The organism is Tepidiforma thermophila, assembly GCF_002563855.1.
Taxonomy (GTDB): domain Bacteria; phylum Chloroflexota; class Dehalococcoidia; order Tepidiformales; family Tepidiformaceae; genus Tepidiforma; species Tepidiforma thermophila.
In genome coordinates this window covers 1992814-2015616 of record NZ_PDJQ01000001.1, presented here as the reverse complement: position 1 = coordinate 2015616, position 22803 = coordinate 1992814, and the positions used below count along the sequence as shown (strand labels likewise).

Here is a 22803-nt window from a genome sequence, read left to right as displayed (position 1 = left end):
ATCGCGACGTCGACGAGTCAGCCCACTGCCTCCCTTACCGCTGCTCCGGAGGCCATTTCTGCAACTCCGCTGTCGGCCGGCACGGTGGAATGGTACCGGACGCGGGGCGAGCGCTGGCTGCGCGAACACGCAACCGTCACATGGGAGCGTCCTTCGCGCGGCTTGCAGGTCTTCGGACTCGGAACTGCGACGCGCAGGGTTGGCGCCCGTGGCGAAGGGCTCCGCGAGGCGCGGGCCGCCATCGAAGAGCTCCTCGTCGGCCTCCGGGAGAGTCCCGCCGGGGCGCTTGCCCCCATGGCCTTCCTCGCCGCCAGCTTCGACCCCGGCAACCCCCTCCGCGACCCGGCCTGGGATGCCTTCGGTGGATGGCAGATCCTCCTTCCCGCGATCACCATCGTCCGCCGGGGCCACCAGTGGTCCGGCGTTGCCTGCGCGGGAGACTTTCCCGCCGGGCTCATCGATGAGGCAGCTCCGCTCGAGGAGCAGACCTGGGCGCATCTCGGTTCCGCTATTGCTGAGGCGGTCGCGGAGATCCGCGCCGGGCGTTACCAGAAGGTCGTCCTCGCGGGCTCTCGCGTCATCCCGGTCGGCCACACCGCCCCGGCCGACATCATCGCGCGGCTGGTCGCTGCCTTTCCCACGACCTGCATCTTCAGCATCCGGGTGGGCGGGTGGACCTGGCTTGGCGCGAGTCCGGAGCCGCTGGCTGAGGTGCAGCATGGGCGCCTCTCGGTCGTGTCGCTCGCCGGTTCCCGTCGCCGCGGCCGCGACTCGGCCGAGGACGCGGCGCTCGAAGCTGAACTCCTCGCGAGCGAAAAGGAGCGCTGGGAGCACCGGCTCGTCGTCGAGGCGATCCGCCAGGAGGTCGGCGAGCTAGCCGGGGGTCTCGAAATTCCCGGTGAGCCGACGGTCATGAAGCTCGCCAATATCCAGCACCTGTACACCCCGATCGCGGCCAGCCTTGCCCCCGGGGCATCGCTGCTCGACGTGGTCGGACGACTTCACCCTACGCCTGCCGTCGGCGGCTGGCCGCGCGATGCCGCGCTCGACGCCATCCGCCGGCTCGAGCGGATGGACCGGGGCTGGTATGCGGGGCCGGTCGGCTGGGTTGACCCATCGGGCAACGGCGAGTTCGTTGTCGGGCTCCGCACGGCGCTGGTCGGGGGCGGGCGCGCCCGCCTCTACGCGGGCGCCGGCATCGTGGCCGACTCGGCGCCCGCGGCAGAGCTTGAGGAGATTGAGACAAAATTCGACGCACTGCGAGGAGTCATCCACCGGTGAGTGTCGCCCGGGAGAACACCGCCGCGGCCCGGGCACTTATCGGCGGCCTGGCTGCCTCGGGAGTGCGTCACGCTGTCGTGACGCCGGGCAGCCGGTCCACCCCGCTCGTGTTTGCCCTCGCTGACCAGTGCGTGATTACCCCATACCTGGTGATTGACGAGCGTTCTGCCGGATTCTTTGCGCTTGGCTTAGCCCGGAAATCGGGGCGGCCGGTTGCCATCGCCTGCACCTCAGGCACAGCCGTCGCCAATCTCTTCCCGGCTGTCGCCGAGGCCAACCTCTCGCGTGTTCCGATCATCGCGCTCACCGCAGACCGGCCGCCGCGGCTCCGCGAGGTCGGCGCCGCCCAGACGATCGACCAGGTTCACCTGTTCGGCCGCCATGTGCGCTGGTCCGTCGATCTTCCGGTGCCCGGGCCGGGAGCCGCGGCAGCCTTCCAGGCGGCAGGCACCCGCGCCGTGCAGGCGTCGGTTGCCGGGCTGCCCGGGCCGGTCCAGGTGAACGTCCCGTTCGACGAGCCGCTGGTCGAACCGCCGGCGGACCACCCGGCGCCGTATGAGCCGACCCCAGGCGACCTCCCCGCTCCGCAACTCGGCGTTCCCGAGCGGCTGGTCGAATACGTCGCTGAGCGAGTCCGCGCGGCGCGCCGGCCGCTCATCATCGCCGGCCCGGAAACCGGCGGACTGCCCGCCGAGCCTCTCCTCCGCCTCGCCGAGACACTCGGCGCTCCGATCCTCGCCGACCCCCTCAGCGGCCTGCGGGCGGGGGTGCCGGACGGGGCACCGGTGCTCGACGCCTTCGACGCATGGCTCCGCTCGGTACCGTCCCCAACACCTGATTTCGTGCTTCGGTTTGGCGCGGCGCCGACCTCGAAGGCGCTCAATCAGCTGCTGGGCGGCTGGTCCGACGCCGTGCACGTTCTGGTGGACCTTCCCGGGGGCTACCGCGAGCCGAACGGAACTGGGTCCATCGTGCTGACGGCGTCGCCGGCGGCCGCGGCGGAGGCGCTTGCTGCGGTACCGGCGCAGGCAGAGGCCGGGTGGCGGGAACGATGGCTGGAGGCTGACCGCGCGGCGCGGGCCGCACTCGATGCCGCCAGCCGCGAGCCGTGCGAGCTCTTCGAGGGCCGAGTATTCACCGAACTCCGTGACCTTCTCCCGCCAGGCGCGACGCTGGTTGCAGGCAACAGCATGCCCGTGCGCGACCTGGATAACTTCTTCGGACTCCGGCGGGAGCCACTCGACATCGCCGCGAACCGCGGGGCGAACGGCATCGACGGCGTCATATCGAGTGCGGCTGGCGCCGCGGCCGCTGCTGTGCCCACCGCGGTCGTGGTCGGTGATGTCTCGTTCCTGCATGACCTGAACGCACTCTGGGCGGCCCGGGAACACCGTCTTCCGCTGCTCATCATCGTCGTCAACAACGATGGCGGCGGCATTTTCCACTACCTCCCCCAGGCGGCACACACTGACGCCTTCGAACGCTGGTTTGCAACTCCGCCCGGCATCGAGCCTGGCAGGGCAGCGGCACTGTTCGACCTGCCGTTCTGTCGCGCCGAATCGTGGCCGGCGTTCCGCGAAGCCGTCGAGGGCTGGGTTCGGAACCCGGGTCCCTTCGTCGTCGAAGTGCGAACCGACCGCCGCGCCAACGTCGCGATGCACCAGCGGGCCTGGACTGCTGCCGCCCGTGCTGCTGCGGAGGTCGTGAACCGGTGACGAGGTACGAAGTCGTGCCCGGTTTCTCGCTGAACGTGGAGGCCTGGGGCGACGGACCGCCCGTTGTGCTGCTGCACGGGTTCACCGGCTCCGCGCGGGCATGGGGCCGGTTCGGTGAGCTCCTCGGGGCGCGGTACTGCTGCGTGGCCGTCGACATCGTTGGGCATGGCCTGTCCGATGCCCCGGCAGACCTCGAGCACTACAGGATGGAGCAGGCAGCCCGGGACCTCGTTGCAGCTGTCCGCGCTGCGACCGGACGCGAGCGCTGCGCATGGCTGGGCTATTCGATGGGCGGGCGCACGGCGATCGCGGTCGCCTGCCTCCACCCGCAGACCGTCGCAGCCCTGGCGACCATCGGGGCCTCGCCGGGTCTCTCTACCGAACCCGAGCGAGCCGAACGGCGCCGCGCCGACGAAGCCCTCGCCGACCGAATTGAGCGGGAAGGTGTGGAGGCGTTTGTCGACTACTGGGAGTCGCTCCCGCTGTGGGCCTCACAGGCGCACCTCCCGGCAGAGGTCCTGCGCGCGCAGCGGCAGGTGCGGCTGGCCAATCGCCCGGCCGGGCTCGCCGGCAGCCTGCGCGGGATGGGGACCGGCGCACAGCCGCCCTTCCACGACGCCCTGAGGTCGCTTGCTGCTCCGTTCCTCGCGCTCGCGGGTGAACTGGACGCGAAGTACGCTGACATCGCCCGCGCCATGGCCGCGCTGGCCCCGGCTGGCAGCGCAGGGCTTATCCCGGGCGCCGGGCACGCGGCTCAGCTCGAGGCGCCCGATGCGGTGTTCACCGCGGTCGATACCTTCCTTCGCCAGCATTACCTCCCGGAGGCTCTTCCATGACCGCTATCCAGTGGCAGACGGTCCAGACCTACGACGACATCATCTTCCAGCGCGCCGAAGGCATCGCGCGCATCAGCATCAACCGGCCCGAGGTCCACAACGCGTTCCGGCCGAAAACTACCTTCGAGCTGATCGATGCCTTCTCACGCGCCCGGGAGGACCCCGAGGTCGGCGTTATCCTCTTTACCGGCGAGGGCGGCCGGGCATTCTGCTCCGGCGGCGACCAGCGCGTCCGCGGTCACGGCGGGTACGTTGGCGAAGACAATGTCCCGCGGCTGAACGTTACGGACCTCCACAAGCTGATCCGCTCCATTCCGAAGCCGGTCATCGCCCTCGTCGCCGGCTGGGCGATCGGTGGCGGGCATGTGCTCCACGTTATCTGCGACCTGACCATCGCCGCCGAGAACGCCCGCTTCGGTCAAACCGGCCCGAAGGTCGGCAGCTTCGACGGGGGCTTTGGCGCCATCCAGCTCGCCCGGAACGTGGGCCAGAAGAAGGCGCGCGAAATCTGGTACCTCTGCCGCCAGTACGACGCCCGCGAGGCGCTCGAGATGGGCCTCGTCAACGCGGTGGTCCCACTCGAAGACCTCGAGGCCGAAGGTGTCCGCTGGGCGAAGCAAATCCTGAAGATGAGCCCGATCGCCATCCGCATGCTGAAGTCGGCCTTTAACGCCGAACTCGATGGCATGGTCGGCATCACCGAGCTCGCCCACAATGCCAACATGCTGTTCTACATGACTGATGAGGCGAAGGAGGGACGCAACGCCTTCCTCGAAAAGCGCGAGCCGGCCTACTCCGACTTCAGCAAGTTCCCCCGCCGGCCGTGAGCCGGGTCGCCTCTGCGCGGCTGGTGCCCTACCGGCTCAGGCTCCGCGCTGCCCACGGCGACGCGCGGGGCGGCTTCGCCCTGCGGGAAGGGGTGCTCCTGCACCTGACCGACACCGTCGGCCGGGTTGGGCTCGGTGATTGCGCCCCGCTGCCGCCGTTTACCCCGCCGCTCGACGTGTGCTGCCGGGCCCTCGCCGCTGAAGCGGAGCGCCTGCCGGGGACGGACCCCATAGCCGGCTTCTACGAGCTGATGGCCGCCCCCGATACCAGCCTGCCTGCCCCTGCCCGGGCTGCCGTTGAAATGGCGCTCGGGTGGCTCGCCGCGCAGGAGCTCGGCATCCCGCTCGGTCGGCTGCTCGCTCCGGACTCTCAGGTGCGCCCGGTACGCCTGGCGGTCAATGCCCTGGTCGATGCTGCCGATGTCGCTGAGGCCCTCGCCCAGGCCGGGCGGTTCGCTGCCGAGGGCTACACGGTCTTTAAAGTGAAGGTCGGCCTCGGCGCTGACCGGGATGCCGCCGTGCTGCGGGAGCTTCGCGACCGTCTAGGGCCGCGGGCCCTGGTCCGCGTCGACGCGAACGGAGCCTGGTCGCCCGCCGAGTTTGCGACGATCGCCCCCCTGCTGCGCGCAGCCGACATCGACCTCATCGAGCAACCCCTTGCCCCCGGTGTGCCGTCGGCCGAGTGGGCCCGGCTCCGGGCGGAGACCGGCCTGCGCATCGCCGCCGACGAGTCGCTGGCTAACGGGGCCCGGGGGCTGGAGCTCATCCGGGCGACGGCCTGCGATGCGGTCGTGCTGAAACCGTCTCTGCTGGGGCTCGCTGCATCAGCCTGGCTCGCCCGTGCGGCCCGGGAGGCCGGCCTCGAGGTGATTGTAAGCGGCGCGTTCGAGAGCGGGGCAGGGCTCGCAGCCGCGCTGGAGTTTGCCGCAGTGTTCGGTTCGGCGGGTACCGCCCACGGCTTCGCGACCGCCCTCGCTGTGCTCGATGACCCGGTCGCCGGCGTGCCCCTGCCCGCCGCTGGCGGTGTCGAGCTCCCGGCCGCCGGGGCACTTCCTGCCCTCGCCCCTGCGGCAAACGCCAGGGAGGCGCTCGCGTGATCTCCCCGGCCCTCCCGCCGTTCGACTGGGTTGCGCACCGGGCCTCTGCTCTCCCGCGCCACCCTGCCGTCGAGTTTGGCGCTGAGGTTTTGTCATTTGCGGAACTTGACCATCGGGTGTCCGCGTTCGCGCAGGAGCTGCTCGGTGCCGGCGTGCGCCCAGGCGACAGGGTCGGGCTGCTGGCCGGCAACTCGGCCCACTACGTCGCAGCAGTATTCGGGACGGCCCGGGCCGGGGCAATTGTTGCTCCGCTGAACTGGCGGCTCGCTGCCGGCGAACTCGCCTGGCAGCTGAACCGCATCGGCACCCGTCTCTTGCTGCACGACCAGGCCTTCGCCTCGGCTGCGTCTGAAATCGCCCGGGCGGCCGGTATCCCGGCCATGAGCATTGCCGGCGGGGCCGACGGCGCCGTATCCGGTCCCTGTGAGTGGCCGGGTACCTGGTCGGGCGACTTCGTGCTCATGTTTACCTCTGGTACAACCGGCAGGCCGAAGGCGGCTCGGCTCACCTTCGAAAACTTCTTTGCCAGCGCGGCTGCTTCTGCCTTCAACATCGGCGTTGATCCAGCGGACCGCTGGCTGGCGTGCATGCCGCTCTGCCACGTCGGCGGGCTCTCCATCGCGACCCGGTCGCTCATCCAGGGCACAACGGCCGTCATCCACGCCGGGTTCGATGCCGGTGCGGTGAACCGCGCCCTCCGCGAGGAGCGCATCACTCTGCTTTCTGTCGTTCCAACGATGCTCGCGCGGATGCTCGAGGCCGACGAGCGCCCGTACCCCCCGTCCGTACGGGCGGTCCTGGTCGGGGGCGGTCCGGTCTCGCGGGACCTGCTGGAGCGCGCCGCCGCACGGGGGCTGCCTGTTCTCCAGACCTACGGCCTCACCGAAGCGACAAGCCAGGTCACGACCCTGGCCCCGGGCGATGCGCTTGCCCATCTGGGTTCGGCCGGAAAGCCGCTCTTCAGCGTACGCCTGCGGGTTGCGGCGCCGGCCGGCCAGCCCGGCGAAATTCTTGTTGCCGGGCCCACCGTCTTCCCGGGCTATTTCGATGACCCTGAGGCGACAGCCCGGGCCCTGCGCGACGGCTGGCTCCACACCGGCGACATTGGCCTCATTGATGCCGAGGGGTTTTTGACTATCCTGGACCGCCGCCACGACCTGGTGGTCACCGGCGGTGAAAACGTCTACCCGGCCGAGGTGGAGGCCGCGCTCGAAGCCCATCCGGCGGTTCGCGAGGCTGCTGTTGTCGGCCTGCCCGACCCCCACTGGGGCCAGGTCGTAGCCGCTGCGGTTGTGCTGAGGGATGCACGGGCGCCCGGCTGGGGCGAGCTCGAGGCGTGGCTGCGGGCGCGGCTTGCCGGGTACAAGGTGCCGCGGCGCTGGCTCGCCCTCGATGAACTCCCCCGTACGACCAGCGGGAAGCTCCAGCGGCACCTCGTCCGCACCCGGTTCGGCGGCGGGCCGTAGAATCCCCGGGACGCACGACCGGGGGAGCCCGCCCATGAACTTCGGCCTGCACATCGGCCAGCAGAACATCACGATCGACGAACTCCGCCGCCTCTGGCGGTGGGCCGACACCGCCGGATTTGACTGGGTTGATGTCTGGGACCACTTCTACGAGGCTCCCCCGGTCGACGGCAATGGAAGCTGTTTCGAGGCAACGACCTGCATGGCCGCCATGGCCTGCGACACGTCGAACGTCCGCATCGGGGTGCTCGTCCTCGGCATGGGCTACCGGCACCCCGCAGTCCTCGCCAACGCCCTGTGCACCATCGACCACCTGAGCGGCGGACGGCTCGAAATCGGCCTCGGCGCCGGCTGGCACGAGCCCGAGTACCGGGCCTACGGTATCCCGTTCCCTCCCATTAAAGAGCGCCTCGACATGCTCGAAGAGGGCGTCCAGGTGATCCGGCTCCTGACCACCCAGGAACGGTCTGACTTCGACGGCCGCTTTTTCCGGCTTGCGAACGCCGCCTGCAATCCGAAGCCCATGCAGGCCCGGCCGCGCATCTGGGTCGGAGGCAACGGCGAGAAGCGGACCCTCCGCATCGCCGCCCGCCACGCCGATGGCTGGAACACCCCGTACACCTCGCCCGAGGAGTTCGCGCGCCTCTCAAGCGTGCTCGACCGCTGGTGTGAGACTGAGGGGCGGGACCCGGCGACCATTGAGCGCACGGTGAATCTCTCCTTCCACATGGCTGCCGCCCCGTCCGACCTTCCCAGGGTCGAAGCGCAATACCGCCAGGCGTGGGGACCGGCCGCCGAGTCGATGCGCGCGCGGGGCGTGGTAACCGGGCTCCCCGGGCAGGCCATCGACCTCGTCGGCCGGTACCGCGACGCCGGCGCAGCCCGCGTCAATATCGCCATCCGTCCCTCGGTCGACTGGGACGCGCTCGCAGCGTGGACCACAGAAGTTATCCGCGCATTCGCCGGCTGACTGGCCGCCGCCCGCCATCCGGCCGTACGATCAGGGAGTGAAGCCCCCGTTGCGCGTCGCCGTCCTCGGCTCGACCGGGTCGATTGGCCGGCAGGCGCTCGATGTCATCGCCCGTTTCCCGGACCGGTTCGCCGTGGCCGCGCTGGCCGCCGGCGCGAACGCCGATCTCCTCGCCGAGCAGGTCGCCGCGTTGCGGCCCCGCTATGTCTTCGCCGAACGGGTCTCGCCGCGGCTCCAGGAGGCCGCGGCCGCCGTCGGCGCACTGGCCGAACGTCCCGAAGCCGTCGCCGTCGCGCCGGATGTGGACATTGTCCTCGTCGCGACGGCGGGTGCGGCGGGCCTGCTGCCGACGCTCGCAGCCCTGCGGATCGGCCGCCCGGTGGCAATCGCCAACAAGGAGGTGTTGGTGATGGCCGGCCACCTTGTCAGGGAGGCGATGCAGGCCGGCGGCGGCGAGCTGCGCCCGGTCGACAGTGAGCATTCAGCCATCTGGCAGTGCCTCTGGGGCGAATCCCCGCACGCAATCCGGCGGATCATCCTCACGGCCAGCGGCGGCGCCTTCCGCGACTTCTCTCGCGGACAGCTTGCCGCAGTCACCCCTGAACAGGCCCTTGACCACCCCACGTGGAAGATGGGCCGCAAAATCACCGTCGATTCCGCCACACTGATGAACAAGGGCATGGAGACCATCGAGGCGATGTGGCTGTTTGATGTCCCGATGGATGCCGTCGACGTCGTGCTCCACCGGGAGTCCATCGTGCACAGCCTCGTGGAGTTCACGGACGGCAGTGTCAAGGCCCAGCTTGGCGTGCCCGACATGCGCCTTCCCATTCAGCTCGCCCTGAGCTACCCCGAGCGGATGCCGGAACCCCCGATGCCGCTGCTCGATCTTGCCGCCGTCGGCGTCCTGCACTTCGGCCGTCCCGACCTCGACCGGTTTCCGTGCCTGCGCCTCGCGATGGAGGCCGGCCGCATCGGCGGGACTGCCCCCGCGGCGATGGCTGCCGCCGACGAGGTCGCCGTGGAACGTTTCCTCCGTCGCGAAATCGGCTTCCTCGATATTCCGCGGGTCATTGAGCATGTACTCGAACAGCACGAGCCGCTCCCGTCGCCGTCGCTGGATGAGGTCCTCGCGGCCGACGCGGAGGCCCGCCGTCTCGCCGCAGCAGTGGCCCCGGAGGTACCCGCGTGATCTTCCTCGCCGTTGACCCGGTTGCCATCCTGCAGGCTGCGGTGCCGTTCCTCGGCATGCTCGTCGTCCTCGTCGTGATCCACGAGTTCGGGCACTTCCTCGCAGCCAAGGCCTTCGGCATCAAGGTGCTCGAGTTCGGCATCGGATTCCCGCCCCGAGCCTGGACGTTCCTGCGCAAAGGCGAGACCGAGTACACGCTGAACTGGCTGCCCATTGGCGGTTTTGTCCGCCTCCTCGGCGAGGAAGACCCGACCGACCCACGCAGCCTCGCAGCGCAGGCAGCCTGGAAGCGGCTCGTCGTCATGTCGGCCGGGGTGCTGATGAACTTCGCGCTGGCTGTCATCCTGCTTGCGGTCGGGTTCATGGTCCCGCGCGAGCGGGCGCTGACGATGGCGCAGATCATCGAGGTTGCACCGGGTTCCCCGGCCGCTGAGGCCCGGATCGAAGGAGTCATGCGGGACGGCTCGGTGCCGAAGCAGGGCCTCCAGCCGGGCGATTTCGTGCTCGAGGTCGAGGGCAAAGAGGTCCGCAACACGTCCGAGCTCGTCTACGCGAACCGCCTGAACCTCGGCAAGACGCAGAAATGGGTCATCAATCGCGGAGGCGCGACCCTCACCGCCTACGTCTACGCCCGCTGGGACCCGCCCCCGGGACAGGGTCCGACCGGCATCCGGATTGGCGCGCCGTCGACCTGCTCGGCCGATGCCGACGGAAACCCGACGAACTGCCAGCTCCTCTACCCCTACACTGAGAAGGTCTGGGACTGGCCGTGGGTGGCATTCCCGAAGGCGCTGGTGTCACTCCGCGAAACCTTCCAGCTCACGGTCAACGAAGTGCGGGTGATGATTTCCGGGACCTCGGGAGCCTCGATGTCCAGCGGTCAGCCCGCGTTCACCGGCCCGGTCGGCATCGCCGAGACGACCGGCGCGATCATCGACGAGCAGGGCTGGCGGCCGCTCATTGAGCTCGCTGCCCTGCTTAGCCTTAACCTCGCGATTTTCAACGCCCTTCCCATCCCGATGCTCGACGGCGGGCGCATGCTGTTCGTGTTCATCGAGCTCCTCCGCGGGGGCCGGCGGATCTCGCCGGAAAAGGAGGCACTGGTCCACTTCATGGGCTTTGCACTCCTGCTCTTTGGCGTCCTGGTCGTTACCTACTTCGATATCGCCCGGATCGTGAGCTGATGTACACCGCCGTCTTTGTTTCCCTCTATCTGCTGGGCTGGGGCATGCTCGCCTTTCTTCCCTGGCTCGGGTGGAGCGTTGCCACTAGGGGGCGCGCTGGCCTCTGGAATCTGCCGCTCTGTCTCGCCGCAGGGATCACCGCCGGGTTCGCGGTCCCCCTCCTGGGCGCAACGGGTTGGGCCGGGCTCTGGCTCAGCTTCGCGCTTGCCTTCTTCGTCCCCCTTTGCCTGCTCGCGGCGCGGCACTGGGCGCGCATCCCGCAGCCGGCCGCAAGCCCGGCACCCGGGAGGCCGCCGCAGCGCTCATGAGCCAGTTCGCCCTCTCCACGATGTTCGCCCAGCAGCCGCGCTTCGAGGACGGGTCTGTCTTTGCCCGCTTCGCCGCTGAGTCCGGGTATGACGCCATCGAAATCAGTCACTCGACTCCGGCCGCGAAGGTCGCCGCCATCCGCGCGGCGAACGTGCTGCCCATCGTCGCCATCCACCAGCCAGCCCCGTACGAACGGCTCCCAAACGGTCGTGGAAACGCGAGCCTGAACCTGGCCGCGCTCGACGAGGATGAGCGCCGCCAGGCCGTCGCCGCCGCAGCCCGGTCCATCGACCTGGCGGCGGAGGTCGGCGCACGGCGGGTGGTCGTCCACCTGGGCCACGTGGGCACGGTGGCCGAACAGTTTGAGGAGGAGCTCGCCCTCCGGCGCGCCTTCGACGCCGGCGAACGGGATGGCGCCAGGGTCGAGGAGCTGCGCACCTTGCTGGTCGCGCGGCGGGCTGCTGCCGCAGAGCCGCATCTTGGGGCGGCCCGGCGTTCGCTGGAGGAGCTGGTTGCCCTCGCCCGGCCCCGCGGCATCGCCATCGGCATCGAAAACCGGTACCACTACCACGAAATCCCGCACCCCGGCGAGTACGCGCAGCTTCTCGATGGGTTCGCGCCCGAGGAGGCAGGCTACTGGCACGACGTCGGCCACGCTGAGGTGCTCCACCGGCTCGGACTCATCAACCGGCATGCCTGGCTCGACCGCTGGTCCGGCCGGTGCATTGGCGCCCACCTCCACGATGTCGAAGGCATCGGCGACCACCGCGCGCCGGGCGACGGCGACGTTCCCTGGGAGTACGTCGTCCGGGGGGTCCGGCACCTGTCGTCGTTCACGCTCGAAATCAACCAGCACCAGCCGGGTGAGCGGGTCCGCGCGGCGCTCGGCTTCCTGGCCGGCGTCGGCCTCGGCTAAAACTCGAGCTCGAGGCTGATGTCCTGGGCACGGGCGCTGTGCGTTAGCGCCCCGACCGAGATTGCATCGACGCCCGTCTCTGCGATTGCGCGCACGGTGTCGAGACGGACGCCGCCCGACGCCTCGAGCCTGGCCCGCCCGGCCACCCGCCGGACAGCCTCCGCCATATCCTCGAGGGTCATGTTGTCGAGAAGAATCCATTCCGGCTGTGCGGCGAGCGCTTCGTCCAGCTGCTCGAGCCGGTCGATTTCAATCTCGACGGCGATCCCGGGCCGCAGCGCCCGGATCGCCGCTGCGGCGTCGGCCAGCGTTCGGCCCTCCCGCCGAATCGCTTCGCGGTGGTTGTCCTTGACCATCGCCATCGACGCAAGGTCCCGGCGGTGATTCGTACCGCCGCCGCACCGGACTGCATATTTTTCGAAATCGCGCAGGCCGGGGGTCGTCTTGCGGGTGTCAAGGATGCGGACGCCGGTGCCGGCAACCGCATCGACGAAGGCCCTCGTGAGGGTTGCGGTGCCGCACATCCGCTGGAGGAAGTTGAGCGCCACACGCTCGGCCTGGAGGAGCGCCCGCACCGGTCCCTCGACGGTCGCGAGACGCTGCCCCCGGGTGAACCGGTCGCCGTCGCGCACACGCGGGCTGAACTGGCACCGACCGTCAACGATGCGGAAGCACGCGGCTGCCACGTCGAGCCCCGCCGCCACCCCGGCCTCCTTTGCAAGAAACGTCGCCGTGCCGATGAGCGAGGCGTCGACGGTTGCCAGCGTGGTCACGTCGTCGAAGGCGCGATCCTCCTCCAGCGCCCGCCGCGCCAGCGCTTCAATCGCCGCCGGGTCGAGCGGGTCAAGCACGGATGAACACCTGCCGTCGGCGCCAGTGTGCATCGTCGCGCTCGGGGTAGTCGCTCCGGTAGTGGCCGCCCCGGCTCTCGGTCCGGCGCAACGCGGCCGTAAGCATGAGGGCCGCCACGGTGGTCATCTGCTGCCGCTCGAACGCCCCTCGCGTACAGGCGCCAGGTTGCCGGGCCGGCCACCCGGAGATTGTCTGCAGTCCGCGCTCGAGCCCGGGCCCGTCCCGTTCGATCCCGGCACATTCCCACATCATCGCCTGGAGCTCGCGGTGCGACGGCGCCGCAGTCGAAGGGGCGGGGAAGGGGATGCGGTCTGGCGTTGCCGTCGCTGCTCCGCCCCCTCCCGCTGCAAGGTGCTCCACCACCCGTTTGCCGAAGACGACGGTCTCCATGAGCGAGTTGCTCGCCAGGCGATTGGCGCCGTGGACGCCGGTGCAGGCGCACTCGCCGCAGGCGTAGAGCCGCGGAATCGTGGTCCGTCCCCAGGTGTCGGTCCGCACACCCCCCATCAGGTAGTGGGCAGCCGGGGCCACCGGAATGGGGTCGACCCGCATGTCGATTCCTGCCTCCATGCAGTGGGCAAAGATGGCCGGAAACCGCGCCGCGAGGTCGACTGACTTCAGCCCCGTGCAGTCAAGAAAAACGTGGTCGCTTCCCTCCCGGCGCATCTCCCGGACGATTGCCCGTGAGACAACGTCGCGCGGCGCAAGGTCAGCGAGCGGGTGGTACCGCTGCATGAACGCCTCGCCTGCAAGGTTTCTGAGCACAGCACCCTCGCCCCTGACTGCCTCTGAGATGAGAAACGTCGGAAGGCCGGGCACCCGCAGGGCTGTCGGGTGGAACTGGTAGAACTCGATGTCGGCAATCTCCGCGCCCGCGTCGAACGCCAGCGCCACGCCATCGCCCGTGGCGACTTCGGGATTGGTCGTGTGCGAAAAGAGCTGGCCGGCCCCGCCGGTGCCGAGGACGATGGCATCGCCTTCGTACCATTCCCGCTCTCCGGTCTGGAGGTGGACCGCCTCAACGCCGCGAGCCTCGCCTTCCTCCACCGCCAGCCGCGTGACGAGGGTGTGGTCCAGGATGGTGATTGCAGGGTCCATCGCCGCTGCTGAGAGGGCTGTCTCGATTGCCGCGCCCGTTTGGTCCCCACCTGCGTGGAGGACACGTGCCCGGCTGTGAGCGGCTTCCCGGCCGAGCGCAACCTCTCCGCCCAGCGAGTCGAACGACACGCCGTACCGCACGAGGTCGCGAATCCGCGCCGGCGCTTCGAAACAGAGGATGCGGGCCGCTTCTTCGTCGACGAGCCCGGCCCCGGCCGCAATCGTGTCGGCGAGGTGCTGTTCCGGCGAATCGAGCGGGCCGACCGCGGCCGCGATACCGCCCTGCGCCCAGCGGGTGTTGCAGTCGTCGATGCTGCCCTTGGTGAGCACGAGAACCGGGCCGAGCCGCCGGGCCTCGAGCGCCACGAACAGGCCTGAGATGCCGCTCCCGACCACGATGACCGCGTACCGCTGCCGGGTCCCGGGAGCGCCTGTCATACAGTTAGTGTACGGGCTACACGAAGTGCCGACCAACACGACATGCGGTTCGCCTGTCGTCGCAGGCCCCGGTATGCTGTGGAGCTATCGAATTTCCTGAGAGAACTAAAGGCCCCTACGATGTTTTCCAAGGTCCTTGTAGCGAATCGCGGCGAAATCGCGCTCCGCATCGTCCGCGGCCTTCGTGACCTCGATATTCGATCGGTGGCGGTGTACTCCGATGTGGACCGCCTGTCGCAGCACGTCCGCTATGCGGACGAGGCGCACTACATCGGGCCGGCCGACGCCCGCCAGAGCTACCTCAATGTCGAGCGCATCATCGAAGTCGCGAAGCGGTGCGGCGCCGACGCCGTCCACCCCGGCTACGGATTCCTCGCCGAAAACGCCGAGTTCGCCGAAGCGTGCGAGCGAGCGGGGCTCGTGTTTATCGGTCCGTCTCCGGAATCGATCCGCCGCCTGGGAGACAAAATCGAGGCGCGCCGGATCGCCGAACAGGCTGGCGTACCCGTGCTTCCGGGGAGCGGCGAGCTGACCTCGGTGGAGGAGGCCCTCGCCTGTGCCGAACGCATCGGCTACCCCGTCATGATCAAAGCGGCTGCCGGAGGGGGCGGTCGCGGTATTCGGCTGATCGAATCCCCCGAGCAGTTGCCCGGCGCGGCCGCTCGCGCCATGCAGGAGGCAGCGGCTGCCTTCGGCAACCCGGCGATCTACGTCGAGAAGAACCTGAAGAAGGTCCGCCACATCGAGGTACAGGTCATCGGCGACCGCTACGGCAACATCGTGCCCCTCGGCGAGCGTGAGTGCTCCATCCAGCGCCGCCATCAGAAGATTATCGAAGAATGCCCCTCGGTTGCCGTCAGCCCGCAACTGCGGCGCACCCTCTCCCGGGCAGCGGTCCGGATTGCCCGCGCTGCGAATTACCATAACGTCGGAACAGTGGAATTCCTCCTCGACCAGGATGGCAACCACTACTTCCTCGAAATGAACACCCGGCTCCAGGTTGAGCACCCGGTCACGGAAATGGTGACCGGCACCGACCTGGTGAAGGACCAAATCCTTGTCGCAGCCGGCGAGGAACTGCCGTACGAGGAGGCCGACCTGCTTACGCGGGGCTGGGCAATCGAGTGCCGGATTGTGGCCGAGGATCCCTTCAACAACTTCCTCCCATCCGTCGGCCGGGTCGTGTTCGCCCGCGAGCCCGCAGGCCCCGGTATCCGCGTCGAAAGCGCGCTCTATGACGGCATCGAGGTCACGCCCTATTACGATTCACTGCTCGCCAAGGTCACGGCCTGGGGCCGGAACCGGGAAGGGGCGCGCCAGCGGATGAAGCGTGCCCTGGCCGAATTCCGGGTTGTCGGTGTCGCGACCAATATCCCCTACCTCCAGCAAATTCTCGACCTGCCTGACTTTATCGCCGGCGACATCGATACCGGCTTCCTCGACCGGAACCAGGTGCTGGCGGAGGAACACTACGAGGAGCAGCGTCGCGCCGCCGAAATCGCCGCCCTTTTGCTGGTCACCGGCGGTGAACGGGACACCGGCGAGCAACCGCTCAACGGCCAGGCGGCACCAACCAATGGCTATCGCAGCCAGATTGGAGCGTGGCGACGGCAACAGGGCGGCTCGACCTTTGCAGGAGGTGCCATGGGCCGATGGCCGAGAAGTTTCTAGTCCGCACGGACGAGACGATCGAGGCGTACGAAATAGAACGGACCAGCGAATCAGTCCGCGTTCGCCGCGAAGGCGAAGAGCACTGGACGGAGGTCGAGCTCCATCGTGTCGGTGATTCGCAGCTCTACCTGCTGATGCTGGAGCACCAGCCCGTGGAGATTTACCTCGAACGGCGCCGCGGGGGCGCCCGTGCAACCATCGGCCGGCACGGGTTCGACTTCAAGGTCGAGCGCTGGCGCCCGCAGGCCGCGAAACTGGCCGCGCAGCAGGTCCAGACCGGTCTCCGGCGCATTACCGCGCCAATGACCGGCTCGATTATCGAGGTGCGCTGCAAACCCGGCGACCAGGTGGCTCCCGGCGACGTGCTCCTGGTCATCGAGTCAATGAAGATGAATAATGAGCTGCGGTCGCCAGCCGCCGGTGTCATTGAGCAGGTCGCCGTGTCTGCCGGCCAGCGCGTGAACGCCGGTGAACTGCTCGTTGCCCTCCATGTCAGCTGAACCGCATTCGGGCTATTGACCCCCTCCCGGCGCCGGCGCTAGGGTAAGGATGGCTGTGCTAGACGGGGAGCTAGCGGTGCCCTGAACCCGCAATCCGCTATAGCGGGGTCGAATTCCTGCTCGAGGGCTGCGCTTTCGGGGACTGTCCTCTTCAGTCGGCGCCGAGGGTCTGGTCCTGCGCGGCGAGGCGCTCCGAACCTGGTCAGGTCCGGAAGGAAGCAGCCATAAGGGGTTTGCCTCGGGTGCCGCAGTCAACCGGGCCTGAGCCGGCTGTTGCAGAGCAAGCCCGGGGGCCAGTTCGACAGCAGGTGCACGGCCACCTTTCCAACGCTTCGACCGGCCCGGACCCGCACGGGCTCGCGTCAATCCACCAGGAGTGCGTGTGACGCAGGCCCTGTTGCGGCCGGTGAGCCGTTCTCAGCTTCGTCGCGAGCGCCGCGTATTTGTCCGCCGCGCCCGCGCGCGGGTCTTCCGCGGCCGCAACCACGCCTCGGCGGTGCTGGCCGTAACCCTGTTCATCCTCGCCGGCTTCCGGGCCTTTCCAGGGCGGGATGTTCTCGTCGTTTCCGATACCGGAGCGCAGGTCTACCATGCGGTCTTTCAAGGCGAAATCGCCGCCCTGCCAGGGCTCGACCAGCCTGAGGCTGGCCGCCCGCGGACGTTCAACTCGGCAGGGCTGGCCGGCATCGGTATCCCGCGGACCCGGGATGTCACCGTGTCGGTCGATGGCCGGGAACTCGTGGTCCGGACCTCGGCAGGGACGATCGGTGGCGTGCTCGCATCAGCCGGTGTGGAACTGGGCCCGCGCGACCGGGTCCGCCTGAATGGCACCGTGGCCACGCCGCAGACACCGCTCGCGGGGGTCCGCCTGTCGGCCGCCGGGCTCAGTTCTGGTTCAATCGCCCTGCCCCGCCTTGAGGTCGAACGCGCCCGTCGCTTCGTGGTCTTCATCGATGACCTTCGTGTCGATGTACAGACTTCCGCAGCCACCGTCGGCGAACTCGTCGCGGATCTCGGTCTCGTGGTCCGCGAGGCCGACCTCGTCGAGCCCGCGATGGAGACGCCGCTTTCGGCCGGCATGGCCGTCCGCCTCGCTCCTGCCCGCACCATCACCGTGGTGCTCGACGGCCAGGCCCAGGCGCTCTACACCCGGGCAGCAACGGTTGCCGAAGTGCTGGCCCTCCTGGACTTGCAGGGAGCCGAGGTTGTTGAACTCTCGCACACGCAGGACGCGTACCTCCCGGCCGGCAGCACCCTTGTGGTTGGGACCCTCCGGACGGTCCGGGAAGAGGTCGTCGAGCCGCTGCCGCCGGCCACCGTTGTCGAAGAGGACCCGGCATTGCCCCGCGGCCACGTCCGGCTCATCCCGGGCCGCCCTGGCGAATTGCGGACAGTCGTCGAGGCGGTCTACCGGAACGGCCTGCTTGAGTCGCGTGAGGTGGTCAGCCGGTCCGTTACCAAAGCACCCGTGGCTCACCGGCAGGTTATCGGGACACGCGATGTCGAAGCACCCGGCCTTTTCCTCGCCAGCCCGGAGTACACCGGACCGTACCGGAAGAAGCTGACGGTCTGGGCGACCTGGTACAACGCCAGTCACGGGCCCTGGGCGCCCGACCATCCCGCCTACGGGCGCACGGCAACCGGTGTACTCGTCGACCGCGGGATCTGTGCCGTTGACCCCCAGGTCATTCCCCTCGGAACCCGATTTGTCGTCCCCGGTTACGGGCTTTGTATCGCCGCCGACGTTGGCGGCGGGATCAAAGGGGCTAAGGTCGACCTTGGGTTTCCCGAGGATGCCGGCCCCAATCCGTGGCGCACCGGGACCGTGGACATCTACATTCTCGACTGACCCCGGTGGTGGCACCTACGATGGAAACGTGGTGCGCACACATACTGACCGGCTGCCCGGTCCCCGGCCCCGCAAAGCACTTGGCCAGCACTTTCTCCGTGACTCGGGGGTGTTGGCCGATATCGTCCACGCGCTCCGCGTGCCCGAGGGCGGCCTGGTCGTCGAAATCGGCGCCGGAACTGGCCAGCTGACCGCCGCCCTGCTCGAGGCTGGCCACGACGTGCTTGCCATCGAAATCGAACCCCGGCTGGTTGGGCACCTGCGCAACCGGTTCCGCAAGCATGAGCGGCTGCGGATCGTCGAAGGCGATGCCAGGGTCGTCGACTTTGGGGCGCTGGTACCGCCGGGGAGGCCGTTCGTCGTCGTCGGCAACCTGCCGTACTTCGCGGCAAACCCGATAGTCCGGAACGTGCTTGAGAATGCGCGGCGTCCGGCCGAGGCCGTCGTGATGGTGCAGCGGGAAGTCGCGCGTGAGATGACCGCGGCCCCTGGCGAGTGGTCGCTCCACACCGTCTCGATCCGCGTCTACGCTGACTCCGAGCTGCTCTTCGATGTTCCCCCAGAGGCATTCGAGCCGCCGCCCGCTGTCTGGTCCTCGGTGGTCCGGCTCAGCGTCCTGCCCGAGCCGCGTGTTCCAGAGGCCGAGATCCCGGAGTTCTTCGATTTCGTCAGCCGCGTGTTCCGCAACCCGCGCAAACAGGTCCACAACAGCCTGGCGCGGGGTGTCTGGCTGCCCCCAGGCGGTGCCCGGCAGGCGCTTGAGCGGGCCGAAATCGACCCGATGCGCCGGCCTGAGACGCTCAACCTCGAGGAGTGGCAGGCACTGCGGCGGGCATGTCGCGAGGTGGTCGCCGTTGGTTGAACGGCTGGCAGGCCCTGCGCCGGCGAAAGTCAATCTCGCGCTGGATGTGCTCGGCCGGCGCAGCGATGGCTACCACGAACTCGATACGCTGTTCCTCGAACTCGAACTCGCCGACCACGTTGAGATCGTCCCCTCCGAAGCGCCGGGTCTCGAGGTCTCCGGGCCGCGCGCGGCGGGGGTCCCCGCCGGCCGGGCCAACCTGGCCTGGCGCGCCCTCGAATGCGCTGCTTTCGGCGCAGGGGCGGACCCGACGTTCCGTGTGCGCATCGACAAGCAGATTCCCGCTGCCGGGGGGCTGGCCGGCGGTTCCTCCGACGCTGCAGCGGTCCTTTTGCTGGCGGCGAAGCTTTGGCCGCAGCTCGTTCCCCGGCTGCCCGCGCTCGCCCTCGAGCTCGGCAGCGACGTCCCGTTCTTCCTCACGGGCGGGTTCGCCAGGGGCCGCGGCCGTGGCGAGCTCCTCGAGCCGCTGCCTCCCCTGCCGATGCACGACGTTGTGCTCTTCCCGCCCCCGGCCGGCACGCAGGCCGTCGAGCGGAAAACGGCGGCCGTCTTCGCGAAACTGGCGGAACTCGACTCCCGCCCGCCTGCGGTCTCTTCGGTGCTCGAACTCGCCCGCGGCGGCTCCCTGTCGACCGAAGACCTGGTCGGCGCCAACGCGCTCGAACACGCCGCACTCGCCGTCTTCCCCTGGCTGCAGGAGCACCGTACTCGGATCGAGGCGGTGATCAGGAGCCCTGTTGTACTGACGGGGGCTGGCCCGACCTGGTTCTGGATCGGACCGTCCGGGTCCGGGGATGCCGTCGCGCACTGCGCCCGGGAGGCGGGGCTCGAGGTCATCGTGACCCGGACGGCTGCGCGGTGACGGTCAACACGATCATCGCCGGCTGGGCGATGGGGTACGCCATGTCCATCATTTCGACATTCGCCCTCACCTACATCGCCCTCCAGCCCGGCCCGCAACGCTTTGTCCAGCGCATCATTGACCCCGAAGTGCCGGGCGCCCTCCTGGCTGTGCCAATCTCCATCGGGACCGGCATCCTCTGGACGATGGGCGGGCTCGTTCTCGCGTCGCTCTACCTGCTGGGGGATTTCTCCGAAATGCCGCCCGCTCTCGGAGCCCCGAGCGGCCCCTGGTTGCTGCTGGTGGCGGCGCTCGGCTGGCTGCCGGTCCCGGTGCTCTGGCTGATTTCGCGACGGCTCTGGTGGCTGTGGCTGGGCACATCCGGAAGCTTCATCTTCCTCTTTGGCTGGGCGATGCCCCTGCTCGGGGAGCGGTGATATACTCCCCCCACTCGTGAAATTCCGAACGAATCTCCGGAGGACGCCGATTGCCGGGCACCATCGTTGACATGCACCTGCATACCACCCGGGGCGCCTCGGATTCCATGCTCGACCCCGATGACCTCATTGCCGAGGCGCGCCGCATCGGGCTCACCGGCGTCAACATCACCGAGCACGACCGGATGTGGGAGCCGTGGGACCTCAATCCCTTTCGCAAAAAGCACGAAGGCATCTTCGTCTCGAACGGGATGGAAGTCTCGACCGATATGGGACACATCCTCGCTATCGGTCTGAAGGGGTATGCCCCGGGCATCCGCCGTCTCGAAAAGCTCCGGGAGATTGCCGACGAGCAGGGGGCCTTCCTCATCGTGGCGCACCCGTTCCGACACTTCTTTGACCCGGTGCACTTTAAGCGGGAAGGCAAAGAACCCTTCCGCATGACCCCCGAAGAGGCCGCAAAACTGCCGGTATTCCAGCTCGTCGACGCCATCGAGGTCCTGAACGGCTGCAACACCCCGCGCGAGAACTACTTCGCCCTCCAGGTCGCGAAGGTGCTTGGCAAACCGGGCACCGGGGGCTCCGACGCACACAGCACCCAGGGTATCGGCTACTTCACGGCGGTTTTCGAAGAGGAGCTGCTGAGCCAGGAGCATATGGTCGACCAGCTCCACAAGGGCCGGTTCTACCCGGCGCGCGGCCTCCCCGAGGGGAAGCTCGAAAACTACTGGGAGACCGCCGAGCCCATCCCGTTCTACGAATGAACGCCGCTTCCGGAGCCATGGCCGGCTGCGTGGTCAACTGTGGGCACTGACCGGCGCGCGTGGTTCGCCATTGGTGCCATGGCTGCGGCCTCCTTGCCTGGCATCGCCTTCCGATTCTCCGGCTACCACCCGCCTGCCGTCGCCGGCGCGGCGATCTTCGGCGTGGCGATCCTGGCCGCCGCCTTCCTCCTGAGCTGGGGCGCCGAGACCGCCGAAATGGATATCTCGCAGGGCCTCGCCCTCGCGATTATCGCCATCATCGCGGTTCTGCCCGAGTACGCCGTTGACTTCGTCCTCGCCTGGAAGGCCGGCGCCGACCCTGCCGAGGCCGAGCGCGGGCTCGCCGTCGCAAACATGACCGGCGGCAACCGGCTGCTCATCGGGGTAGGCTGGCCCCTCGTTTTCTTCCTGTTCGTCTATCGCACGCGCATCAAAGAGCTCGTTGTGGACCGCCAGCGCAGCCTCGAACTCACTTTCCTGGCAGTGGCCACGGCCTACGTCATCTTCATCCCGCTCCGCAGCCACGTCAGCGTCATCGACACTATCGTGCTCGTATCGCTGTTCGCCATGTACATGTTCTTCACTTCCCGGGTCGAAACCGAGGAGGTCGAGCTCGTCGGGCCTGCGCGCGCCATCGGCGCCCTCCAGAACGGGCCCCGGCGGGCGGTCGTGGTCGTGCTGCTCATCTACAGCGCGGTGGCCATCTTCGCCTCTGCCGAGCCGTTTGCAGAGTCGCTCGTCCACGTCGGCGAGCAGTTCGGTGTGAGCGAGTTTTTCCTGGTCCAGTGGCTGGCCCCGCTCGCCTCTGAATCGCCCGAGGTGCTGGTTGCCTGCCTGCTCGCCTGGCGCGGACGTGCCGCCGCGGGCATGGGCGTTCTCATCTCCTCAAAGGTCAACCAGTGGACGCTGCTCATCGGGACGCTCCCGATCGCATTCCTCGTCTCGGCGGGCGAATTCGGCTGGACCATCGGTCTGCCGCTGGACACGCGCCAGCGCGACGAAATCTTCCTGACAGCCGCGCAGAGCGCCTTTGCCATCGCGGTGTTCGCGAACCTGAAAATGTCGCGGGTCGAGGCCGCCGCGCTCTTCCTGCTGTTCGCGACCCAGCTGTTCATCACGAACGAGCACGCGCGGGTTCTCTACGGAATGGCGTATGCGGCCCTCTGTCTCGTCCTGCTGGCCTGGAACTGGCGCGACCTGCCGCGAACCGCGCGCGATGCCTTCGCCATTATGCGCGGCCGTGAACTGCCCGGAGCGGAGCACGAACACCCGGCGCGCGACCCGGACCCCGTCCCGTAGGTGCTTTGGATCGCGAAGGCCGCCTCCCTGGGCGGCCATTCGACATTGAGGATTAAGGGGTGGTACGCCCGGGAGGATTCGAACCTCCGACCTTTGGGTCCGCAACCCAACACTCTATCCCCTGAGCTACGGGCGCAACCGGGAGATGGTGCCGAAGGTGAGATTTGAACTCACACGCCCACAGGGGGCACTACGCCCTGAACGTAGCGCGTCTGCCATTCCGCCACTTCGGCACAAGTCCGATTATCGGCCCCCCGGGCACCCGGTTCAACCGAAAATCGGCTGGTGGGCGGTACTGGACTCGAACCAGTGGCCTCGTCGGTGTGAACGACGCGCTCTAACCATCTGAGCTAACCACCCGCCAGATTCCCAGTCTATGCGCGGCGGCCAGCCTGTTCA

General features: G+C 68.6%; 21 protein-coding genes, 3 tRNA genes and 1 other RNA gene. 20 read left to right on the top strand and 5 right to left on the bottom strand.

Annotated elements, in window-relative coordinates:
• Window positions 1-84: 84 nt before the first annotated feature.
• Genes A9A59_RS09765 through A9A59_RS09715 form a run of 11 tightly spaced genes read left to right on the top strand, consistent with a single transcriptional unit; the run spans window position 85 to window position 11793 of the window.
• Window positions 85-1281 carry an isochorismate synthase gene (locus tag A9A59_RS09765; RefSeq protein ID WP_165772643.1) on the top strand — a complete coding sequence of 399 codons (1197 nt, stop codon included), beginning with the start codon at window positions 85-87 and terminating at the stop codon, window positions 1279-1281.
• On the top strand, window positions 1278-2996 hold the full coding sequence (menD, locus tag A9A59_RS09760) for a 2-succinyl-5-enolpyruvyl-6-hydroxy-3-cyclohexene-1-carboxylic-acid synthase (RefSeq protein ID WP_165772642.1): 1719 nt from the start codon (window positions 1278-1280) through the stop codon (window positions 2994-2996). The genes A9A59_RS09765 and menD overlap by 4 nt, the downstream gene beginning before the upstream one ends.
• Window positions 2993-3832, top strand: a complete 840-nt coding sequence (gene menH, locus A9A59_RS09755; protein ID WP_278286863.1) for a 2-succinyl-6-hydroxy-2,4-cyclohexadiene-1-carboxylate synthase — start codon at window positions 2993-2995, stop codon at window positions 3830-3832. Before menD ends, menH begins: the two co-directional genes overlap by 4 nt.
• On the top strand, window positions 3829-4659 hold the full coding sequence (gene menB / locus A9A59_RS09750) for a 1,4-dihydroxy-2-naphthoyl-CoA synthase (RefSeq protein ID WP_098504087.1): 831 nt from the start codon (window positions 3829-3831) through the stop codon (window positions 4657-4659). The genes menH and menB overlap by 4 nt, the downstream gene beginning before the upstream one ends.
• Entirely contained in the window at window positions 4656-5756 is a 1101-nt protein-coding gene (locus A9A59_RS09745) for a mandelate racemase/muconate lactonizing enzyme family protein (RefSeq protein ID WP_098504086.1), read from the top strand. Before menB ends, A9A59_RS09745 begins: the two co-directional genes overlap by 4 nt.
• The gene (menE, locus tag A9A59_RS09740; RefSeq protein ID WP_098504085.1) at window positions 5753-7222 is read left to right on the top strand and encodes an o-succinylbenzoate--CoA ligase; all 1470 of its coding nucleotides are present in this window, start codon (window positions 5753-5755) and stop codon (window positions 7220-7222) included. The genes A9A59_RS09745 and menE overlap by 4 nt, the downstream gene beginning before the upstream one ends.
• Before the next feature lie 34 nt (window positions 7223-7256).
• Window positions 7257-8192: a TIGR03560 family F420-dependent LLM class oxidoreductase gene (locus A9A59_RS09735; protein WP_098504084.1), complete on the top strand. Its 936-nt coding sequence runs from the start codon at window positions 7257-7259 to the stop codon at window positions 8190-8192.
• A gap of 37 nt (window positions 8193-8229) precedes the next feature.
• On the top strand, window positions 8230-9384 hold the full coding sequence (locus A9A59_RS09730) for a 1-deoxy-D-xylulose-5-phosphate reductoisomerase (RefSeq protein WP_098504083.1): 1155 nt from the start codon (window positions 8230-8232) through the stop codon (window positions 9382-9384).
• Window positions 9381-10568, top strand: coding sequence for a M50 family metallopeptidase (locus tag A9A59_RS09725; RefSeq protein WP_098504082.1), 1188 nt, complete (start codon window positions 9381-9383; stop codon window positions 10566-10568). Before A9A59_RS09730 ends, A9A59_RS09725 begins: the two co-directional genes overlap by 4 nt.
• Complete coding sequence (locus tag A9A59_RS09720; protein WP_098504081.1) at window positions 10568-10876, top strand: hypothetical protein; 309 nt, start codon at window positions 10568-10570, stop codon at window positions 10874-10876. The genes A9A59_RS09725 and A9A59_RS09720 overlap by 1 nt, the downstream gene beginning before the upstream one ends.
• A complete protein-coding gene (locus tag A9A59_RS09715; protein WP_098504080.1) occupies window positions 10873-11793 on the top strand; it encodes a sugar phosphate isomerase/epimerase family protein in 921 nt (306 codons plus the stop codon). The genes A9A59_RS09720 and A9A59_RS09715 overlap by 4 nt, the downstream gene beginning before the upstream one ends.
• On the opposite strand, the gene nadC is transcribed toward A9A59_RS09715, so the two are convergent.
• Together nadC and A9A59_RS09705 are read right to left on the bottom strand one after the other, a co-directional pair.
• Complete coding sequence (gene nadC / locus A9A59_RS09710; protein WP_278286862.1) at window positions 11790-12644, bottom strand: carboxylating nicotinate-nucleotide diphosphorylase; 855 nt, start codon at window positions 12642-12644, stop codon at window positions 11790-11792. The two genes, A9A59_RS09715 and nadC, sit on opposite strands and share 4 nt — an antisense overlap.
• Complete coding sequence (locus A9A59_RS09705; RefSeq protein WP_098504078.1) at window positions 12637-14181, bottom strand: L-aspartate oxidase; 1545 nt, start codon at window positions 14179-14181, stop codon at window positions 12637-12639. The genes nadC and A9A59_RS09705 overlap by 8 nt, the downstream gene beginning before the upstream one ends.
• 120 nt (window positions 14182-14301) lie before the next feature.
• On the opposite strand from A9A59_RS09705, the gene A9A59_RS09700 reads away from it, so the two are divergent.
• From A9A59_RS09700 to A9A59_RS09660, 9 genes are all read left to right on the top strand, one after another.
• Complete coding sequence (locus tag A9A59_RS09700; RefSeq protein WP_098504077.1) at window positions 14302-15852, top strand: acetyl-CoA carboxylase biotin carboxylase subunit; 1551 nt, start codon at window positions 14302-14304, stop codon at window positions 15850-15852.
• Window positions 15834-16352, top strand: a complete 519-nt coding sequence (locus A9A59_RS09695; RefSeq protein WP_098504076.1) for an acyl-CoA carboxylase biotin carboxyl carrier protein subunit — start codon at window positions 15834-15836, stop codon at window positions 16350-16352. Before A9A59_RS09700 ends, A9A59_RS09695 begins: the two co-directional genes overlap by 19 nt.
• A 53-nt stretch (window positions 16353-16405) precedes the next feature.
• Window positions 16406-16668: signal recognition particle sRNA large type (ffs, locus tag A9A59_RS09690), an RNA gene on the top strand.
• A gap of 66 nt (window positions 16669-16734) precedes the next feature.
• Entirely contained in the window at window positions 16735-18201 is a 1467-nt protein-coding gene (locus tag A9A59_RS09685) for a ubiquitin-like domain-containing protein (protein ID WP_165772641.1), read from the top strand.
• A gap of 28 nt (window positions 18202-18229) precedes the next feature.
• Window positions 18230-19063: a 16S rRNA (adenine(1518)-N(6)/adenine(1519)-N(6))-dimethyltransferase RsmA gene (gene rsmA / locus A9A59_RS09680; RefSeq protein WP_165772640.1), complete on the top strand. Its 834-nt coding sequence runs from the start codon at window positions 18230-18232 to the stop codon at window positions 19061-19063.
• Window positions 19056-19925, top strand: coding sequence for a 4-(cytidine 5'-diphospho)-2-C-methyl-D-erythritol kinase (locus A9A59_RS09675; RefSeq protein ID WP_165772639.1), 870 nt, complete (start codon window positions 19056-19058; stop codon window positions 19923-19925). The genes rsmA and A9A59_RS09675 overlap by 8 nt, the downstream gene beginning before the upstream one ends.
• Entirely contained in the window at window positions 19922-20341 is a 420-nt protein-coding gene (locus A9A59_RS09670; RefSeq protein WP_098504072.1) for a hypothetical protein, read from the top strand. Before A9A59_RS09675 ends, A9A59_RS09670 begins: the two co-directional genes overlap by 4 nt.
• Before the next feature lie 71 nt (window positions 20342-20412).
• Window positions 20413-21105 (top strand): CehA/McbA family metallohydrolase, encoded by a 693-nt coding sequence (locus A9A59_RS09665; RefSeq protein ID WP_098504071.1) that lies wholly within the window; start codon window positions 20413-20415, stop codon window positions 21103-21105.
• A 78-nt stretch (window positions 21106-21183) separates the two neighbouring features.
• Window positions 21184-22404, top strand: a complete 1221-nt coding sequence (locus A9A59_RS09660) for a sodium:proton exchanger (protein ID WP_098504070.1) — start codon at window positions 21184-21186, stop codon at window positions 22402-22404.
• Between the two features lie 60 nt (window positions 22405-22464).
• On the opposite strand, the gene A9A59_RS09655 is transcribed toward A9A59_RS09660, so the two are convergent.
• From A9A59_RS09655 to A9A59_RS09645, 3 genes are all read right to left on the bottom strand, one after another.
• Window positions 22465-22540 (bottom strand) — tRNA-Arg (locus A9A59_RS09655).
• Between the two features lie 10 nt (window positions 22541-22550).
• A tRNA-Leu gene (locus A9A59_RS09650) sits at window positions 22551-22637 on the bottom strand.
• Between the two features lie 50 nt (window positions 22638-22687).
• A tRNA-Val gene (locus A9A59_RS09645) sits at window positions 22688-22764 on the bottom strand.
• Window positions 22765-22803 lie beyond the last annotated feature (39 nt).

Excerpts from the sequence above, each read along its gene's own strand:
- A9A59_RS09715 (WP_098504080.1), top strand. The coding sequence starts at position 10,873 with ATGAGCCAGTTCGCCCTCTCCACGATGTTCGCCCAGCAGCCGCGCTTC.
- A9A59_RS09720 (WP_098504081.1), top strand. The coding sequence starts at position 10,568 with ATGTACACCGCCGTCTTTGTTTCCCTCTATCTGCTGGGCTGGGGCATG.
- A9A59_RS09665 (WP_098504071.1), top strand. The coding sequence starts at position 20,413 with ATGCACCTGCATACCACCCGGGGCGCCTCGGATTCCATGCTCGACCCC.
- A9A59_RS09660 (WP_098504070.1), top strand. The coding sequence starts at position 21,184 with ATGGCTGCGGCCTCCTTGCCTGGCATCGCCTTCCGATTCTCCGGCTAC.
- A9A59_RS09735 (WP_098504084.1), top strand. The coding sequence starts at position 7,257 with ATGAACTTCGGCCTGCACATCGGCCAGCAGAACATCACGATCGACGAA.
- A9A59_RS09695 (WP_098504076.1), top strand. The coding sequence starts at position 15,834 with ATGGCCGAGAAGTTTCTAGTCCGCACGGACGAGACGATCGAGGCGTAC.
- A9A59_RS09705 (WP_098504078.1), bottom strand. The coding sequence starts at position 14,181 with ATGACAGGCGCTCCCGGGACCCGGCAGCGGTACGCGGTCATCGTGGTC.
- A9A59_RS09700 (WP_098504077.1), top strand. The coding sequence starts at position 14,302 with ATGTTTTCCAAGGTCCTTGTAGCGAATCGCGGCGAAATCGCGCTCCGC.
- menB (WP_098504087.1), top strand. The coding sequence starts at position 3,829 with ATGACCGCTATCCAGTGGCAGACGGTCCAGACCTACGACGACATCATC.